This is a genomic window from Rhizobium sophorae (assembly GCF_013087515.1).
Taxonomy (GTDB): Bacteria; Pseudomonadota; Alphaproteobacteria; order Rhizobiales; family Rhizobiaceae; genus Rhizobium; species Rhizobium sophorae.
This window is the reverse complement of sequence record NZ_JABFCN010000070.1, coordinates 17,297-33,662: the sequence shown is the minus strand read 5'-3', so window position 1 is coordinate 33,662 and position 16,366 is coordinate 17,297. Positions and strand designations below refer to the sequence as shown.

At 61.0% G+C, this 16,366-nt stretch carries 17 protein-coding genes; all 17 read right to left on the bottom strand.

What is annotated here, in order from left to right:
- Positions 1-139: 139 nt before the first annotated feature.
- Positions 140-811 carry an urease accessory protein UreF gene (locus G9X64_RS34275; RefSeq protein ID WP_168309309.1) on the bottom strand — a complete coding sequence of 224 codons (672 nt, stop codon included), beginning with the start codon at positions 809-811 and terminating at the stop codon, positions 140-142.
- 6 nt (positions 812-817) lie between these two features.
- Positions 818-1,423, bottom strand: coding sequence for an urease accessory protein UreE (locus G9X64_RS34270; RefSeq protein ID WP_168309308.1), 606 nt, complete (start codon positions 1,421-1,423; stop codon positions 818-820).
- A gap of 193 nt (positions 1,424-1,616) precedes the next feature.
- On the bottom strand, positions 1,617-2,480 hold the full coding sequence (locus tag G9X64_RS34265) for a GGDEF domain-containing protein (RefSeq protein ID WP_168309307.1): 864 nt from the start codon (positions 2,478-2,480) through the stop codon (positions 1,617-1,619).
- Positions 2,481-2,811: 331 nt separating this feature from the next.
- Complete coding sequence (locus G9X64_RS34260) at positions 2,812-3,483, bottom strand: TIGR02117 family protein (RefSeq protein ID WP_168309306.1); 672 nt, start codon at positions 3,481-3,483, stop codon at positions 2,812-2,814.
- A gap of 31 nt (positions 3,484-3,514) precedes the next feature.
- The gene (ureC, locus tag G9X64_RS34255; protein ID WP_171378335.1) at positions 3,515-5,227 is read right to left on the bottom strand and encodes an urease subunit alpha; all 1,713 of its coding nucleotides are present in this window, start codon (positions 5,225-5,227) and stop codon (positions 3,515-3,517) included.
- Between the two features lie 3 nt (positions 5,228-5,230).
- The gene (locus G9X64_RS34250; protein WP_168309473.1) at positions 5,231-5,854 is read right to left on the bottom strand and encodes a Urease operon accessory protein; all 624 of its coding nucleotides are present in this window, start codon (positions 5,852-5,854) and stop codon (positions 5,231-5,233) included.
- Between the two features lie 16 nt (positions 5,855-5,870).
- Entirely contained in the window at positions 5,871-6,278 is a 408-nt protein-coding gene (locus tag G9X64_RS34245) for a lysozyme inhibitor LprI family protein (protein ID WP_168309305.1), read from the bottom strand.
- Between the two features lie 22 nt (positions 6,279-6,300).
- Positions 6,301-6,606, bottom strand: coding sequence for an urease subunit beta (locus tag G9X64_RS34240; protein WP_018243288.1), 306 nt, complete (start codon positions 6,604-6,606; stop codon positions 6,301-6,303).
- Positions 6,607-6,616: 10 nt separating this feature from the next.
- Positions 6,617-6,868: a DUF1272 domain-containing protein gene (locus tag G9X64_RS34235; protein WP_168309304.1), complete on the bottom strand. Its 252-nt coding sequence runs from the start codon at positions 6,866-6,868 to the stop codon at positions 6,617-6,619.
- Positions 6,869-6,878: 10 nt separating this feature from the next.
- Positions 6,879-7,181, bottom strand: coding sequence for an urease subunit gamma (locus G9X64_RS34230; protein ID WP_064695492.1), 303 nt, complete (start codon positions 7,179-7,181; stop codon positions 6,879-6,881).
- A gap of 33 nt (positions 7,182-7,214) precedes the next feature.
- Positions 7,215-8,036, bottom strand: coding sequence for an urease accessory protein UreD (locus G9X64_RS34225; RefSeq protein WP_168309303.1), 822 nt, complete (start codon positions 8,034-8,036; stop codon positions 7,215-7,217).
- A gap of 149 nt (positions 8,037-8,185) precedes the next feature.
- Positions 8,186-8,881, bottom strand: coding sequence for an urea ABC transporter ATP-binding subunit UrtE (urtE, locus tag G9X64_RS34220; protein WP_003542323.1), 696 nt, complete (start codon positions 8,879-8,881; stop codon positions 8,186-8,188).
- Positions 8,882-9,137: 256 nt separating this feature from the next.
- Positions 9,138-9,893 carry an urea ABC transporter ATP-binding protein UrtD gene (urtD, locus tag G9X64_RS34215; RefSeq protein WP_168309472.1) on the bottom strand — a complete coding sequence of 252 codons (756 nt, stop codon included), beginning with the start codon at positions 9,891-9,893 and terminating at the stop codon, positions 9,138-9,140.
- Positions 9,894-9,898: 5 nt separating this feature from the next.
- Complete coding sequence (gene urtC, locus G9X64_RS34210; RefSeq protein WP_168309302.1) at positions 9,899-11,062, bottom strand: urea ABC transporter permease subunit UrtC; 1,164 nt, start codon at positions 11,060-11,062, stop codon at positions 9,899-9,901.
- On the bottom strand, positions 11,059-12,696 hold the full coding sequence (gene urtB / locus G9X64_RS34205; RefSeq protein ID WP_168309301.1) for an urea ABC transporter permease subunit UrtB: 1,638 nt from the start codon (positions 12,694-12,696) through the stop codon (positions 11,059-11,061). Before urtB ends, urtC begins: the two co-directional genes overlap by 4 nt.
- 115 nt (positions 12,697-12,811) lie before the next feature.
- Entirely contained in the window at positions 12,812-14,104 is a 1,293-nt protein-coding gene (gene urtA / locus G9X64_RS34200; RefSeq protein WP_168309300.1) for an urea ABC transporter substrate-binding protein, read from the bottom strand.
- Between the two features lie 197 nt (positions 14,105-14,301).
- Positions 14,302-16,206: an acid phosphatase gene (locus G9X64_RS34195; protein ID WP_168309299.1), complete on the bottom strand. Its 1,905-nt coding sequence runs from the start codon at positions 16,204-16,206 to the stop codon at positions 14,302-14,304.
- Positions 16,207-16,366: the final 160 nt, after the last annotated feature.

Sequence of the window (16,366 nt, the reverse complement as noted above, 5' to 3'; positions counted from 1 at the left end):
CACCGTCAAATGACTTAGAGCGCTTGTTTTCTTCGAATCATGGAAGCGCTCTATCTCTTTGTTTTCACGCAATTCCGGACGCAAAACCGCTGCGCACTTTTGCTGGAATTGCTCTCGCCGCAGCGATAATTTCGGACAATCACGAGCGGAACAGCCGCGTCGCCTGCGTCTCGTGGCGCAGGCTGGCGATATCGGCCTGCACCGTCGCCGAACCCAGATCGTCGAGTGTCGAGGCAGACGCCCTCCGGGCAACCTCCGCGATATGATCTTCGAGACCGGCAAGCACGGCAACGCCATCCCTCTGTCCGGCGACGCCGAGGCGGATGCCGGATGAAACCGCTTGTGAGGCATAGGCGTGCAAAAAGGCGGCGAGCGCCTTCTCGGGCCTTATGTCATGGGCACCCGTTACCGCCCCGACCGCAACGGGATAAGCGACCTTGTAGGGCAGCCGCTCGAACACATCGTCCGGCCAGGCCCGCGCCGCTGCGAGGAAAGCCTCGCCGAGCAGCATCGTTTCCTGATGGCGCTCGCGTGATCCGGCAAGCGCCTCGGCGAGCGCGGCGATCTCGGTAAGGCGCACGGCTTCCGCTTGGTGCCTGTGGCTTTCAGCCAGAAGCACCGCATCGTTCCCGACCGAACCATTGCCGATCAGCGTGCCGATCCAGGCCGCAAGCGAGCTCGAATCCGTAACCAGCCCGTCGGCCACTGCCCGCTCCAGCCCACCCGAATAGGCAAAGCTGCCGATCGGAAAGGCCGGCGAGAGCCATGCCGTCAGGCGCAGCAATGCCTGCAGCTCGCGATCACTAGTCATCAAGGCTCAGTCGTGCCTATGGTCGTGATGTCCGTGGTCATGACCATGATCCCGCCCGTGGTCATGATCATGACCGCGATCGTGGCGGTGCTCATGCTCATGCTCGTAGCCATGTTCGTGATCGTGGTCATGACCGTGACTATGAGTAAGATCGTGATCATGCCCATGAGAATGCCCGCCTTGGGAATGATAGGCGCCGCGCGCCGGCTGGAACGGCTCGTCGATATCGAGGACGATGGCGCCGAGGCCCTGCAGCATGGTGCGGATGACATGATCGCGCAGGATGACGATGCGGTCTTCCTCGATCTGGGCGGCAAGATGCCGATTGCCGAGATGCCAGGCGAGCTCGACCAGATGCGTGCGGTCGCGTCCGCGAACCTCGAAGAGCTTCTGGTCAGCGGCGAGGATCTCGATCAGTTCGCCGTCGTCGCGGACCAAAAGGTCGCCATTGGCGAAAAGCACCGGATCCTTGAGATCGAGCATGACCATCTCGCCATTTTCCAGATGCAGCAACTTGCGGCGCAGATGGCGCAGATCATGCGGCAGCTTGACCTGAGCGATCGGATGGGAGGAAGGGGTTCCGGCGGGAAGATAGGAGGTGACGCGCTGCATGACATGTCCGTTTTTCTGAGAGGACGACCATGCAAAATAGCTCTTCCCGATGCAAGCACCAATGGCCTTTCGTCCAGATGCGGATGATTTTAGGCCGATTCGGCCTGAAATCATCCGCATCTCAGTCAAAAATAGAGCATGATGTCGTCCGAAAACCGCAAACACTTTTCGGCATCATGCTCCAGACCTGGCTTTATATTCCGGAAGCCTGCATCATATTGTCGCTCTCCGATCCTCCGTTCTCGCCATCGACGCCGTTATCGACGAGCCCGTGCCAGGCGTGGTGCAGACCTTCCCGTTCGTGTACGACGCGATTGCGCCCGAGCGCCTTGGCGAGATAGAGCGCCCGGTCGGCGGAGGCATAGACTGCCTGCTTGTTGCGCCCGGCGACGAGATCGGCAACGCCGCCGGAAACGGTGATGCGGATATCATGCCCCTCGGCCCTGATGGCGCCGCCGGCGATCCGAGCCCGGACGCTTTCGATGCGCTCCATCCGCGCCTCCAGCGGCTCGCCGGAGACGATGACGCCGAACTCCTCCCCACCAAGCCTTGCGACGACGGACATCTCATCGAAGGCGGATGTGAGCATGGACGAAACGGCGATGATGACGGCATCACCGCAGCCATGCCCGAAGCGGTCATTGATCGCCTTGAAACGGTCGACGTCAAAAATGACCAGCGACGCATTGCCATCGGTATCCTCAAGCGCCTCGGTAAAGGCGCGCCGGTTGAGCAGCCCGGAAAGTGTATCCGTGCGGCTGAGCTTTTTGAATTCCGCCCGCGAGAGCGCGAGGTCGCGCATGGCAAAGCCGGCAAACAGCGACAGTATACCGGAAACAGTACCGCCGATCAGCCAGGAAAAGATCGCGCTGAAGCCGATTGCATGGGCGAGCGTCACCGGCAGGAGCCCGAGAAGATCGAGCGACGGCATCGTCAATGCGATGATGACTCCTGAGAGAATAACGGCAAGAAAGGCCATCTTCAGGGCGAAGACGTAGACGTTCTTGCGGTATTGAAGATCGCCGAAATCGGCCTGCAGCGAAATCCAGTTTCTCATGAGAATCAACCTTCCTGCTCGGCGTTTCCAGGCATTGATAAGAGCCCAATTGCTGTGGGTGTCTTAATTGACTCATTAAAATTCGAACGGTTTTGGACGTTTCGGCGGATAGAATTTTTCTAGCAGGGGATGCAGCTTTCCAATCCCTGAATCGAACAGTACGGATAGACAGTTAAACTATTGATATAAAATGGATTTATCGAGGTTCGCGACGCGGTTGTTCCAGAATGATCTAGCAGAAAAAAATACCGGCTTTTCCGCCGATTTTTACAACTAGATGGAGAGCGCTATTCACAATTCACTTTAAGAGCGGACTGGCCCGACAGCCGCTTCAATTGTAGACAGAAACAGACAATCGCAATGCTTGTGGAAGCGGGTTCCATATGCCGGTTCGAAGCCCAGCCGAGCGCAGGGCAGCGGCAGTCCAGGTGTTGCAGCCTAAGAGGGCGTTGAAGTATCCCCTGGCCTCGAAGAACCGGTCGATCTCGCCGTAACCCGCACCCGCAATCGGCACCACCGCGCCCGCATCACGGACGAAGCTGTCCGAGATAAAAGCGCGCAGCTGCGCCAATTGATCCTCGCTGACATCGAATGCTGTAACGGTGGGCTGCGGCTCGGTGATATGACCGGCAAGGTCCACATGCAGCACTGAACGGTCGATCGTCAGCGCGCGCAACACCGGCAGCGGCTTCAGCTCCGCCCATGTGGGAGTTTCCAAATAGAAGGCACGACCGCCCCAGCCAATAATGAGCCACTCCGCGCTCGGATGACCGAGCGGAAAATCGGTATTGTCGAGGAAGGAAAAGGCAGCCCGCGTTTCCGCATCGAGCGGAATGGCAATATCGCTATGGATCGGACCCGACAGCAGCAGAATCCGATGTGTCACCGCGGCAGACGACGCCTTGACCGGTGCGATCAACGGCCGGGGAATAAGAGTCCCGCAGGCCGCCGAAAGCATAAGCAGAAATACGATCCGCAACAACCAGCGGATGCCTGTCCTCATCGCAGCCGTCCATCACGCATCGGACGGGGGCCTAGAACAGGAAATAGCGCTGCGCCATCGGCAGCACCGTTGCCGGCTCGCATGTCAGCAATTCGCCGTTCGCCCTGACCTCATAGGTCTCCGGATCGACCTCGATCTCGGGTGTCAGGTCGTTGTGGATCATCGATGCTTTGGAGATACCACCGCGCGTGTTCTTCACTGCGACCAGTTCCTTGGCGACGCCGAGCCGACCCTTCAGGCCGGCATCGAGCGAGGCCTGGCTGGCGAAGGTGACCGAGGAATTGGTGAGGCTCTTGCCATAGGAGGCAAACATCGGCCGGTAGTGCACCGGCTGCGGCGTCGGGATCGAGGCGTTCGGATCGCCCATCGGGGCAGCCGCGATCGAGCCGCCGAGCAGCACCATATCGGGCTTCACGCCGAAGAAGGCTGGGTTCCACAACACAAGGTCCGCACGTTTGCCGACTTCGACAGAGCCGATCTCACGGCTGAGGCCATGGGCGATCGCCGGGTTGATCGTATACTTGGCAATATAGCGGCGGACGCGGAAATTGTCGTTGTCGCCCTTTTCCTCCTTCAGCCGGCCGCGCTGACGCTTCATCTTGTCTGCCGTCTGCCAGGTGCGGATCGCCACCTCGCCGACACGGCCCATGGCCTGGCTATCGGACGAGATGATCGAGAAAGCACCGATATCGTGCAGGATGTCTTCCGCCGCGATCGTCTCCTTGCGGATGCGGCTTTCGGCAAAGGCGATATCTTCGGGGATCGACGGCGACAGATGGTGGCAGACCATCAGCATGTCGAGATGCTCGGCGATGGTATTGACCGTATAGGGACGCGTCGGATTGGTCGACGAGGGGATGACGTTCGGCTGGCCGCAGATCTTGATGATGTCGGGCGCATGCCCGCCGCCCGCCCCTTCAGTGTGGAAAGCATGGATGGTGCGGCCCTTGATGGCGCCGATCGTATCCTCGACGAAGCCGCTTTCGTTCAGCGTATCGGTGTGGATCATCACCTGCACGTCGTATTCGTCGGCCACCGACAGGCAGCAGTCGATGGCGCCGGGCGTCGTGCCCCAATCCTCGTGCAGCTTCAGCGAGGTGGCGCCGGCCAGCACCATTTCGGTCAGCGCCCCCGGCAGCGAAGCATTGCCCTTGCCGGCAAAGGCAAGGTTCATCGGAAAGGCGTCGGCGGCTTCGATCATGCGCGCGAGATGCCAGGGACCGGGCGTGCAGGTGGTGGCGAGCGTGCCGTGTGCAGGACCAGTGCCACCGCCGAGCATGCAGGTCATGCCTGACATCAGCGCTTCCTCGATCTGCTGCGGCGCGATGAAGTGGATATGGCTGTCCATGCCGCCAGCGGTGACGATCTTGCCTTCGGCGGCGATCGCCTCCGTGCCCGGGCCGACGATGATGTTGACACCCGGCTGCATGTCGGGATTACCGGCCTTGCCAATCGCGACGATGCGCCCATCCTTGAGGCCGATATCGGCTTTGTAGATGCCTGAATGATCGACGATCACCGCATTGGTGATGACCGTATCCACCGCGCCATCCGCCCGCGTCACCTGGCTTTGGCCCATGCCGTCGCGGATCACCTTGCCGCCGCCGAACTTCACCTCCTCGCCATAGGTGGTGAAATCCTTCTCGATCTCGATGAAAAGCTCCGTATCGGCAAGGCGCACCTTGTCTCCAGTGGTCGGTCCGAACATGCCGGCATAGGCGGCGCGCGAGATCTTGTAGGGCATCTATCAGGCTCCTTGGGAGGAAGAGACGAGTGTTTTTCCGCCGAGCCGCTTGAGGCGGCCAGCGGCAATATAGCTACCGACAAGCTGTCGTTCGGCCGAAAACGGGTGCCATTCCCAGCCGGCGTGGCCGAAGCCGGCAAGCGTCACCTCGGCTTCCGCATATCTGCTCAGCACCTCGGCGATGACGATCATACCGCTGCTCGGCACGACATAGGGCGAAGGAGCAAAGGCTGAAAGCGAGGCATCGACGGCCTCGTGAACCGCCTTGCCGATGACGACGTGTCCCTTGCCGGTGTTTGCGCAGAAGGCAGTGAACTCATTCGTATAGTCGTCGCAGAAATCGTCGAGTTCCGGATGCGAGACGGCAAGCGGCGCCCGCATCGCGGCAAATTTTTCCGGGTCGCGCACGCTCCAGATTTCGCCAGCCGCCACCACGCCCGGATGGGCGTGCCACTCACGCGAACCGAGCATCGCCTTTGCCGGCCTGCCGGTGTTGCAGACCGCAACGGCATCCGTGCGGCTGCCGCCGGCTCCATAGGAGCGGCAATCGTTGAAGCGGACGACGAAATCGGCGGCATCGATGATGCCTGCCTCTGCGTCTGCGACCTCACCATTGCCGACGATCATAATCTTCCTGATCACCTCAGTTGCTCATCGTGTCTTCGAGCTCTTTCAGCTCTTTCGTGCGTTTGTCCGTGATATTGGCGAGACATCCGGCGACCAGCATCGGCTCCATCGTGCCGCCGCGGGCCTGAAAGCCGAAGGCGTCGCATTCGGCATCGCGATAATCGATCCAGGCGCGCTGGGCCTTGACCAACGCCTGCTCTGCGCCCTTCATATCGCCGTCTAGGTCCTTGTCGATCGCCGCCAAGACGGCGCGGGTCTTCTTGTATTGCGCATTCAGCGCCTTGTCGGCGGTTTCATGGCGCGCCGCCTCGCAGGCAGTCATGTCCGATTGCGTCTTGGGACTGTTGCAATCGATATCCTCGGCGGAGGCGCTACCAACCGCCAGCAGCATCGCAGCCCCGACGAGGCAGACATTCAAACGCATGTATTCCTCCCGTCTATTGTTTTTAAAGCTTGCCCATCACCAGTTGGCGGAAGCCGTAAACCTCGCGCTTGCCGGAAAGCGGGATCAGCGTTACCGAGCGAGTCTGCCCCGGTTCGAAGCGCACCGCCGTCCCCGCTGGGATATCGAGCCGCTTGCCATGCGCCGCCGCGCGATCAAAGGAAAGCCCCGCATTGGTCTCGGCGAAATGATAGTGGCTGCCGACCTGCACCGGCCGATCGCCCGTATTGGAAACCTCCAGCGTCACCGTCTGCGCGCCGGCATTCAGTTCGATGTCGCCGCTTGCGGCAATGATCTCGCCTGGAATCATCTCGTCCTCCTCAAGCCGCCTTGGGCGCACAGCCCTCAGCCTTCAGCACACGCTTCGTCGACGCCGGATTTTTGGCAAGCATGGCCGCCGGCCGAATAGGCCTCGCGACGAGATTGCCGCCGCAGTTAGGGCAGACGCCCTTTAGCACGCCGCCCACGCAATCGGCGCAGAAGGTGCATTCATAGGTGCAGATCCGTGCCTCGGTGCTATCCGGCGGCAGATCCTTGTCGCAGCATTCGCAATTGGGCCTGAGCTCGAGCATTCTTCTCTCCTCACCGGATCGGTTCGTGCACAGTGACAAGCTTGGTTCCATCCGGGAACGTTGCTTCCACCTGCACGTCGTGGATCATCTCGGCAACGCCTTCCATCACCTGGTCGCGGCCTATCACGTGGGCGCCGGCTTCCATCAGCTCGGCAACTGGGCGGCCATCGCGGGCGCCTTCGACGACGAAGTCGCTGATCAGTGCGATCGCTTCGGGATAGTTCAGCTTGACGCCGCGCTCCAGCCGCCGCCGCGCCACCATCGCCGCCATCGAAATCAACAGCTTGTCTTTTTCTCTCGGAGTGAGGTTCATTGCTTGTCCATCTGCTTGACCGAATGCTTAAGTTCATAGATTCCAAACTTTCGGCACAGGCGCACCATTGCGCAAGGCGGAAATGACGGGGATCAGGACTTTTCTGAGTGAGAAGCCGTCGGCTGCTGCAAGGCGGACGACGAGCTTGCCATTCCAAGCGCTCGCACCGCCCATCGATCCTTCGACCAACGGCCGGACCTTGCCGAGATAGGCTTCCGAAAGCGGCCCGGCATAAAGCAACGTCGCAAAGGCCACCTGTCCGCCGAGCACGGCCTGCCGCGCCGCCAGCGCCGCCACACCTTCAGAAAGCCTGAGTTCCTCGGCGTGGATCAGTTGGTTCGAACGGCGGATGCGCCAGCGGTCGCGGAAGAGCCCGGTCTCCACCGTCTCACCCATCGCCTTGCGGCCGAGCAGCACGGCTTCGACAGCCAGAAATTCGGCACTCTCGTCAAGATCGACATCCAGCCGGCGGAAAAGTGCGGCCCGGTCGAAGAGGATTGTTTCCTGCGGCAGCCAGTCGACGCGGGCTTGAGCTCCAACCTTGATGCTGGTCGCCACCTCGGCGATGCCGGCCGATGCCTTGTAGATCTTCTCGCAAGCTTGAGTGGTGACGTCGATGCGCGTGCCGGCGCCGGCATCCACGCTCCAATCCATCCGATCGCCGCCCGTCAGCCCGCCGGCGGTATTGATGATGACGGCTTCCATCGAGGCATCGAAGGTATCGGGCAGGCGGATCTTCGCTGCCCCCTCTTGATAGAGTTCACGGATGCGCGTGCGGCCATCGAACAGCTTTGCCGCCAGATGCCCGCGCCCTTCCGCTCTTTGCGGTCTCGTGCCTGCCGCCGCAATTGTCATATCGTCCCTTTCGGTCGCGCCCTTTTTTCATTCAAGCGCGCGGATAGCGGAAAGCAAGCAATTCCTATGCCGTCCCGAGCAGACCTTTGGCGGCGGCGGAAGGTTCTCCAGGCGCCGCGCTCTCTGCTGAAAAATGCGGCATCTGCCAGTCAGACAGTCAGGTGGCGGCGGGCCTCCGGCGTATCCAGCGTCTCGGCAAGCCCTTCATGCACGATTTCGCCGCGATCCATGATGTAGACGTAGTCGGCCAGCTCCCGGCAGAAATCGAGATATTGCTCGACGAGCAGGATCGCCATGCCTGTAGAGTCGCGCAGGTAGCGGATCGCCCGACCGATATCCTTGATGATCGATGGCTGAATGCCCTCGGTCGGCTCGTCGAGCACGAGAATCCTCGGCCGCGTCACCATGGCGCGCCCGATCGCCAGCTGCTGTTGCTGCCCGCCGGAAAGATCGCCGCCGCGACGCGACAACATCGACTTCAGCACCGGGAAGAGACTGAAGATGTCATCGGGAATGTTGCGGTCGCGGCGGCCAAGCGGAGCAAAGCCGGTTTCGAGATTTTCCTTGACGGTGAGTAGCGGGAAGATTTCGCGCCCCTGCGGCACATAGCCGATGCCCTGCTTGGCGCGGGCAAAGGGCGGCAGGCCGTTGAGCTTGGTATCGTTGAAGGTGACGGTACCGGCCGACAGCGGATGCTGGCCGGTAACGGCGCGCAGAAGAGAACTCTTCCCCACGCCGTTACGCCCCAGCACACAGGTGATCTTGCCCATCTCCGCTTTGATCGAGATGCCGCGCAGCGCCTGAGCGGCGCCATAATGCAGGTTTGCGTTTTCGACTGTCAGCATGATGCGACATCCTTGTTTGCCGTGCCGGCGATGCGCTTACCCTCTTCTCCCCCGCGGGGAGAAGTGCCGAGCGCAGCGAGGCGATGAGGGGGGTGAGGAGCAACAGCGACGAGCACCTTGAGCGAAGGCGAAAGGTTATCAGCGGTGTGCCGTGCAGCCCCCTCATCCGCCCCTTCGGGCCACCTTCTCCCCGTTGAGGAGAAGAGGGAATATGTCGCTCCCCTTTCAGACCAATCCAGAACCATCGACCGCATCATCACCGCCCCAAATAGTTCTCGATGACCTTCGGATCCGAACTCACAAAATCGATCGATCCCTCTGCCAGCACCGATCCCTCAGCAAGGCAGGTCACCTTGACGCCGAGGTCGCGGATAAAGCCCATGTCGTGTTCGACGACGACGACCGACCGGGTTTTGGCGATATCCTTGAGCAGGATCGCTGTTTCCGCCGTTTCCGCATCGGTCATGCCGGCCACGGGTTCGTCGACCAGCAGGAGTTTCGGCTCCTGCGCCAGCAGCATGCCGATCTCCAGCCACTGTTTCTGCCCGTGCGAGAGGTTGGCGGCGAATTCGTCGCGGCGGTGCGTCAGCCGCACCGTTTCGAGGATTTCCTCGATGCGCACCTTGTCCTCGCCCGAAAGCCGGTAGAACAGCGTCGAGAACACGCCACGACGGCGATTCAGCGCCAGCTCCAGATTGTCCCAGACCGTATGGCTTTCGAAGACCGTCGGCTTCTGAAACTTGCGGCCGATGCCGAGCTGGGCGATATCGGCTTCATCCTTTTTGGTGAGATCGATCGTGCCGTTGAAGAAAACCTCGCCCTCGTCGGGCCTGGTCTTGCCGGTGATGATGTCCATCATCGTCGTCTTGCCGGCGCCGTTCGGGCCGATGATGGCGCGAAGCTCGCCGGGTTCGATGACGATCGACAGCGAATTCAGCGCCTTGAAGCCGTCGAAAGAAACCGAAACGCCGTTGAGATAAAGCACGCTGTTGGGTTTGACGTCGGGAATCATGGCGCTCACTCCGCTGCCTGGATTTTCGGCTCGATGCCGCCTTCCTCAGCCACCGGTGGTGCCGCCTTGGAGACAACTTTCCGCTTGCCGAGATATTGCGCAATCGTGCCGACGACGCCCTTCGGCAGGAACAGCGTGACGGCGACGAAGAGACCGCCCAGCGCAAACAGCCAGAACTCCGGGAAGAGGCCGGTGAAGATCGTCTTGCCGCCGTTGACGAGGACCGCGCCGATGATCGGCCCGATCAGCGTCGCCCGCCCGCCGACCGCCGTCCAGATGACGACTTCGATCGAATTGGCAGGCGCGAATTCGCCGGGATTGATGATGCCGACCTGCGGCACGTAGAGCGCGCCGGCAATGCCCGCCATCATCGCCGAGACGACGAAGGTGAAGAGCTTGAAGTGCTCGACGCGGTAACCGAGGAAGCGAGTGCGGCTTTCCGCATCGCGCACGCCGACCAGTACCTTGCCGAACTTCGAGCGCACGATCGCCGAGGCGAGCAGCAGCGATAGAGCAAGGAAGGTCGCAGTTGCCGCAAAGAGGACTGCACGCGTGCCGTCAGCCTGGACGTTGAAACCGATAATGTCCTTGAAGTCGGTAAGGCCGTTATTGCCGCCGAAGCCCATGTCGTTGCGGAAGAAGGCCAGCAGCAGCGCGTAGGTCATCGCCTGGGTGATGATCGAGAGATAGACGCCGTTGACGCGTGAGCGGAAGGCAAACCAGCCGAAGATGAAGGCGAGCAGGCCGGGCACGACGAGCACCATCAGCGCCGCAAACCAGAAATGGTTGAAACCGTACCAGAACCAGGGCAGATCCTTCCAGTTCAGGAACACCATGAAGTCGGGCAGGATCGGGTCTCCATAGCTGCCGCGCGTGCCGATCTGGCGCATCAGATACATGCCCATCGCATAGCCGCCGAGCGCAAAGAAGGCACCGTGGCCGAGCGAGAGGATACCGCAGAAGCCCCAGACGAGATCGAGCGCCAGCGCCAGCAGCGCATAGGTCAGATACTTGCCGAACAGCGACATGATATAGGTCGGCACGTGCAGCGGATTGGTCGGCCCCGTCATCAGGTTCAGGACCGGCACAAGGACGGCGACCAGAAGCAGGAGGGCGACGGCAATGACGATTTTGCGATCGAGTGATCGGAGAAGGAAGGCCGTTATCATGCTTCCACCGCCCTTCCTTTGAGTGCGAAGAGCCCGCGGGGACGCTTCTGGATGAAGAGAATGATGAGGACGAGCACCAGGATTTTGCCGAGCACGGCACCGGCGAAGGGCTCGAGGAACTTGTTGACGACGCCGAGCGACAATGCGCCGACCAGCGTGCCCCAGAGATTGCCGACACCGCCGAAGACGACGACCATGAAGCTGTCGATGATGTAGGATTGACCGAGGTTCGGCGAGACATTGTCGATCTGGCTGAGCGCCACACCGGCGATGCCGGCAATGCCCGAGCCGAGTGCGAAGGTGAAGGCATCGACCCAGCCGGTGCGGATGCCCATCGACGACGCCATGCGACGGTTCTGCGTAACGGCACGCATCTGCAGGCCGAAAGCGGATCGCTTGAGCAGCAGGAGCAGCGCCACAAAGACGACCATCGAAAAGACGATGATCCACAGTCGGTTCCAGGTGATGGAGAGCCCGCCGAGATCGAAGACGCCGGACATCCAGGTCGGATTGCGGACCTCGCGGTTGGTCGGGCCGAAGATGCTTCGCACCGCCTGCTGCAGGATGAGCGACACGCCCCAGGTGGCGAGCAACGTTTCGAGCGGCCGGCCGTAGAGATAGCGGATGACGGCGCGCTCGATCACCAGACCGACGAAGCCGGTAAAGACGAAGGCCGCAGGCACGGCAAAGGCCAGCGAATAATCGGCAAGTTCAGGAAAGGCGGAGGTGATGTATTCCTGCACGACATAGGTCGTATAGGCGCCGATCATCACCATTTCGCCATGCGCCATGTTGATGACGCCCATGACGCCGAAGGTGATGGCAAGGCCGATCGCGGCAAGCAGCAATACCGAGCCGAGAGATAATCCGTACCAGATGTTCTGAACGATATCCCACAGCGCCAGGCTACGATTGATGGAACTGATATCCGCCTGGATCGCCGGCTTCAGGTCTCCAGGCGCGGTTTCGAGTGTGGTCATGAGGATGGTCAATGCATCGCGATTGCCGCGCGCCGCGATCGTATCGATCGCAGCCTTCTTGTCTTCGACGCTCGCATCTGTCTTGAGCAGCAGCACTGCGCGCGCCGCTTCCATCGTATTCTTGATCTCAGCGTCTTTTTCGGCCGCAAGTGCCGAGTTCAGCAGGTCGAGATTGGCGGGATCGGCATCTTTCAGAAGGCCCTGCGCCGCGGCAAGCCGCGCGGAACGGTCCGGGCTCATCAGTGTCAACTGGCTGGTGGCGGCGGCGATGACGCCGCGAAGCGCGTTGTTGATCTTGACCTTCGTCATCAGATCCGGATCGACATCGGCAGCGGCTTCGCCGGTGATCGGATCGGAATAGGTCGGTTCGTTATCGGTACCGCCCTGGAGGAGAACCGGGCCGCCATCGGAATTGACGTAGAGAAGGCCATCGCTCAACTGCTGCAGGATCTGGCTGACATGCGGATCTTTGGAAGCGACCAGCGCCTTGATGGCCACTTCGCGTTCCGGGAAATCGCCGACGCCGAGCGCGTCGATAAGCACGTGTATATCGTCCTGGGCCTGGACTTCGCTCGAGATCATCACGCCCGAAAATGTCAGGCCCGAAAATGCCAGGCAAACCGTGATGAGGAAAATCTTTATGGCGCGATACATCGGCTTTCTCGCCCTTGATAGTGTTGGCCTCGCGGCGCAATCGCTGGGACGGAGCTTCCGCCCGGTATCAAACCCGGACGGAAGCCTTCACGCAATCATTGGATCGGGCTCGTACTCAGGAGCCCTTGCCACCGCACTTGCCCGTAGCAACATTGAAGTTGCCGCAGGACATCGGCTTGCGCCAATCGGAGATCAGATCCTTGGAATCAGGCAGGAAGTCGGACCATTCGTCGCCGACGACGGCAGGTGTCTGCTGGACGATTTCGAACTGGCCGTCGGCCTGGATTTCACCGATCAGCACCGGCTTGGTGATGTGGTGGTTCGGCATGACGGTCGCATAGCCGCCGGAGAGGTTCGGAACGCTGACGCCGATGATGGTGTCGAGAACCTTGTCGGTATCGGTCGTGCCGGCAGCCTGGACGGCCTTAACCCATGCGTTGAAGCCGATATACGCAGCTTCCATCGGGTCGTTCGTCACCCGCTTGTCGTTCTTGGTGAAAGCGTGCCAGTCCTTGATGAACTTCTTGTTGGCCGAGCTTTCGACCGATTCGAAGTAGTTCCAGGCAGCGAGATGGCCGACGAGCGGCTTGGTGTCGAGGCCGGCAAGCTCTTCTTCGCCAACCGAGAAGGCGACGACGGGGATGTCGGTTGCCTTGATGCCCTTGTTGCCCAGTTCCTTGTAGAACGGAACGTTGGCATCGCCGTTGATCGTAGAGACGACGGCGGTCTTCTTGCCGGCCGAACCGAATTCCTTGATCTTGGAAACTTCGGTCTGCCAGTCGGAAAATCCGAACGGCGTGTAGTTGGTCATGATGTCTTCCTTCGGAATACCCTTCGAAATCAGGTATGCCTCGAGAATCTTGTTGGTCGTGCGCGGATAGACGTAGTCCGTACCTTCGAGAACGAAGCGCTTGACGCCTTCTTTTTCCATCAGGTAGTCGACAGCAGGAATGGCCTGCTGGTTCGGAGCAGCACCGGTGTAGAAGATGTTGCGCGAGGACTCTTCGCCTTCGTACTGGACCGGGTAGAAGAGGATCGAGTTGGTCTCTTCGAAAACCGGCAGAACGGACTTGCGCGACGAGGACGTCCAGCAACCGAAGACGGCGGCAACCTTGTCCTTCTGGATCAGCTCGCGTGCCTTTTCGGCAAACAGCGGCCAGTCGGAAGCCGGGTCGACGACGACGGCCTCGAGCTTCTTGCCGAGAAGGCCGCCCTTCTTGTTCTGCTCGTCAATGAGCATCAGCATGGCGTCTTTCAGCGTGGTTTCGGAAATCGCCATGGTGCCGGAAAGTGAATGCAGCACGCCGACCTTGATCGTGTCGTCGGCAGCAACCGCACCGCTGAAGGCGGCCGAAGCCGCCATGACGGCGCCGAGCGCGGCGCCCGTAATAGTGGATTTGAGATTCATATGGTTGAACTCCCCTCTTCTTGTTCCGCAACAGACCGGAAACGGAGATTAACTGTTGCTTAAAGAACTATCGGGTGCTGCATCGCAAAAACACATACGCAAAATGACGTAGGCGCGGGGGGCAAACAGGCAGGTCAGGGAGAGAAGCGGCATCCCCCGCAAAGGGAGATGCCTTGTCGCGATCAAATGCCGGGAAATTATCCGTCGATCGTCAAGGTGACGGATGTCGGACCGTAGGAGACGGTCGCCTTATGGCCGGAGACGGTGAACTTGCCGAAGGTGCCGGCCACGGCGCCCGCCTTCAGGATCTCGATCTTGGTTCCGGGCGTCGGGACATAGCCGTCGACAAGCGTCACGTCGAGGTCGCCGGCCAGCACCGCCTTGCCCTCGACGACCAGCGTGCCTGCGCCGTTCGCGCCGAGGGCCGACTTCGCCGTGGCATTGGCGAGCTGCTGATAATCGCCGCTTACGGTCAACGGCTTGTCGGCCGCCAGAACGAGCGAACCTCCATTGATCGTCAGCGCGCCACGACCTAACGCCGAGGGCGAGCCGGCCACCAGTACGCCGTCTTCCAGCACGGTGCCGCCGGCATAGCTGTTGGCGCCCGAAAGCCCGAGAATGCCGCTGCCGCGCTTCACCAGCTTGCCCTTGCCGCCGATATCGTTCCGCCAGGTATCGATCGAATCGAAGCCGCCCTTTGCGGCATCCATCGTCACGGTCACGTCCTGTTCGAAGGCGCCGTAACCGTCGGCGGCAGCAAACAGGTTGAGGCGCCCGTAACCTTCCGCATCGTCGAGGAGCGGATAACCCGAGGCGATCGCCGTCGTCTTGAGCACGTCGCGGCGCTGTTCGCCATCCAGATAGGGCAGACGCGTTTCGAGAAGCGCTTCGGCGCCCTGCGGCACGCGCGCCGGCTGGTCGGTCGCATGGATCGTCGGCAGGCCGTAGCTCAGCCGCTGCAGCACGTAAGCGCGATTGGCGTCATGATCAGCGAAGCGATCTGTAGCCAGCGGTGCCGCATGGGCGGCAACCTCGAGCGCACCCGCATCCGCAACGCCTGATTTGGCGATGAGCCATGCCTGCGCTTGGGCGTAGGCATCGCTCTTCAATGCTGAATTGTCGGCCTCGTTCAGATTGTAGACGACCGTGGCGATGCCGAGCATCCGGCCGCCCATCACGTCGAGAGGAGAATGCATGCCGGCGAGGATGCGGTCTTCGCCCAGTTCGCTGGCGCGCGTGATCATTTCCTGAAAGCGCTGCGGTACGACATAGGCCATGGCGAGCGCATCCCGCCAGGCTTCCGCCGTATGCCCGCTCGGGAAACCGCCGTCTTCGACCGGCTTGCCGCTTTTGGCAGGTTCCAGCGTCGGGACGACCGACACATCCTGGCTCCAGCGATAGGGACGGCCATATTTGAAATAGCGCTTGGCAGGCTCCGTCGAGCCGTCGCCGCTTGCGGCGTTGATGAAGTCGATTGCAAGGCCCATGTCGGGATTGGCATCGGTCTTGTTTTCCGTGTCCGGCTTGCTGCCGGCGCCGCGATTGTTGCCCTTGTCGTCATATTTGACCGTCACCGCGTCGGCCGCCACCTCGGTGATCGTGGTGGTCTGCTTCGAGCCGGCCTTCCAGGCATCCGTCAGCGGACCAAGGCCATCGACGATACTGGCATTCTTGCCGCGCCGATCGTCGAGATAGGCGGCCACCGCCTGATCGGCCGTCCGCGCCCGCGTCGCATTGACGACATAGGCAATATTGGCGTCGTGGACCGCCTGGTTGACGATGTGGCCGTCGGTCTTGCTGGCGGGAATACCATCCCAATCCGTCTTGGCGACCGCCGGGCAATTGTCCTTGGCCGGGGCTTCGACACCCGCATCGACGAAAGGCGTGCGCGGGGTCCAGATTTCGAGGAAGCCGGAGAGAAGATGAACGGCGGCGTTGGTGTCCACCGTCGAGAAGCAGGCGTCACCGCGTTTGTTGGTGTTTCCGGCCTGCGCATAAGGCGCTTTCGCCGCCGTGGACTGCTCGGCACTGGCAAGCGATGGCACGATGGAAAGCAGGCAGACGAGGGCGGTGCTCAGGCGGCAAAGGCTTAAAACAGACATGGTGATACCCGAAATGGTTGAACGAACGCCGGGAGAGTTAGAGCTCTCATGTGACAGATCAATTGCAAAAATATTGCCATTGTGTGAACCAGGCGGTGCCCCCCTCTTGCCTTTCCCAACCATCCCGCCAAAACTGCCGGAGAGACGATGAGCCCAACCG

Excerpts from the sequence above, each read along its gene's own strand:
- G9X64_RS34275 (WP_168309309.1), bottom strand. The coding sequence starts at position 811 with ATGACTAGTGATCGCGAGCTGCAGGCATTGCTGCGCCTGACGGCATGG.
- G9X64_RS34270 (WP_168309308.1), bottom strand. The coding sequence starts at position 1,423 with ATGCAGCGCGTCACCTCCTATCTTCCCGCCGGAACCCCTTCCTCCCAT.
- G9X64_RS34265 (WP_168309307.1), bottom strand. The coding sequence starts at position 2,480 with ATGAGAAACTGGATTTCGCTGCAGGCCGATTTCGGCGATCTTCAATAC.
- G9X64_RS34260 (WP_168309306.1), bottom strand. The coding sequence starts at position 3,483 with ATGAGGACAGGCATCCGCTGGTTGTTGCGGATCGTATTTCTGCTTATG.
- ureC (WP_171378335.1), bottom strand. The coding sequence starts at position 5,227 with ATGCCCTACAAGATCTCGCGCGCCGCCTATGCCGGCATGTTCGGACCG.
- G9X64_RS34250 (WP_168309473.1), bottom strand. The coding sequence starts at position 5,854 with ATGATCGTCGGCAATGGTGAGGTCGCAGACGCAGAGGCAGGCATCATC.
- G9X64_RS34245 (WP_168309305.1), bottom strand. The coding sequence starts at position 6,278 with ATGCGTTTGAATGTCTGCCTCGTCGGGGCTGCGATGCTGCTGGCGGTT.
- G9X64_RS34240 (WP_018243288.1), bottom strand. The coding sequence starts at position 6,606 with ATGATTCCAGGCGAGATCATTGCCGCAAGCGGCGACATCGAACTGAAT.
- G9X64_RS34235 (WP_168309304.1), bottom strand. The coding sequence starts at position 6,868 with ATGCTCGAGCTCAGGCCCAATTGCGAATGCTGCGACAAGGATCTGCCG.
- G9X64_RS34230 (WP_064695492.1), bottom strand. The coding sequence starts at position 7,181 with ATGAACCTCACTCCGAGAGAAAAAGACAAGCTGTTGATTTCGATGGCG.
- G9X64_RS34225 (WP_168309303.1), bottom strand. The coding sequence starts at position 8,036 with ATGACAATTGCGGCGGCAGGCACGAGACCGCAAAGAGCGGAAGGGCGC.
- urtE (WP_003542323.1), bottom strand. The coding sequence starts at position 8,881 with ATGCTGACAGTCGAAAACGCAAACCTGCATTATGGCGCCGCTCAGGCG.
- urtD (WP_168309472.1), bottom strand. The coding sequence starts at position 9,893 with ATGATTCCCGACGTCAAACCCAACAGCGTGCTTTATCTCAACGGCGTT.
- urtC (WP_168309302.1), bottom strand. The coding sequence starts at position 11,062 with ATGATAACGGCCTTCCTTCTCCGATCACTCGATCGCAAAATCGTCATT.
- urtB (WP_168309301.1), bottom strand. The coding sequence starts at position 12,696 with ATGTATCGCGCCATAAAGATTTTCCTCATCACGGTTTGCCTGGCATTT.
- urtA (WP_168309300.1), bottom strand. The coding sequence starts at position 14,104 with ATGAATCTCAAATCCACTATTACGGGCGCCGCGCTCGGCGCCGTCATG.
- G9X64_RS34195 (WP_168309299.1), bottom strand. The coding sequence starts at position 16,206 with ATGTCTGTTTTAAGCCTTTGCCGCCTGAGCACCGCCCTCGTCTGCCTG.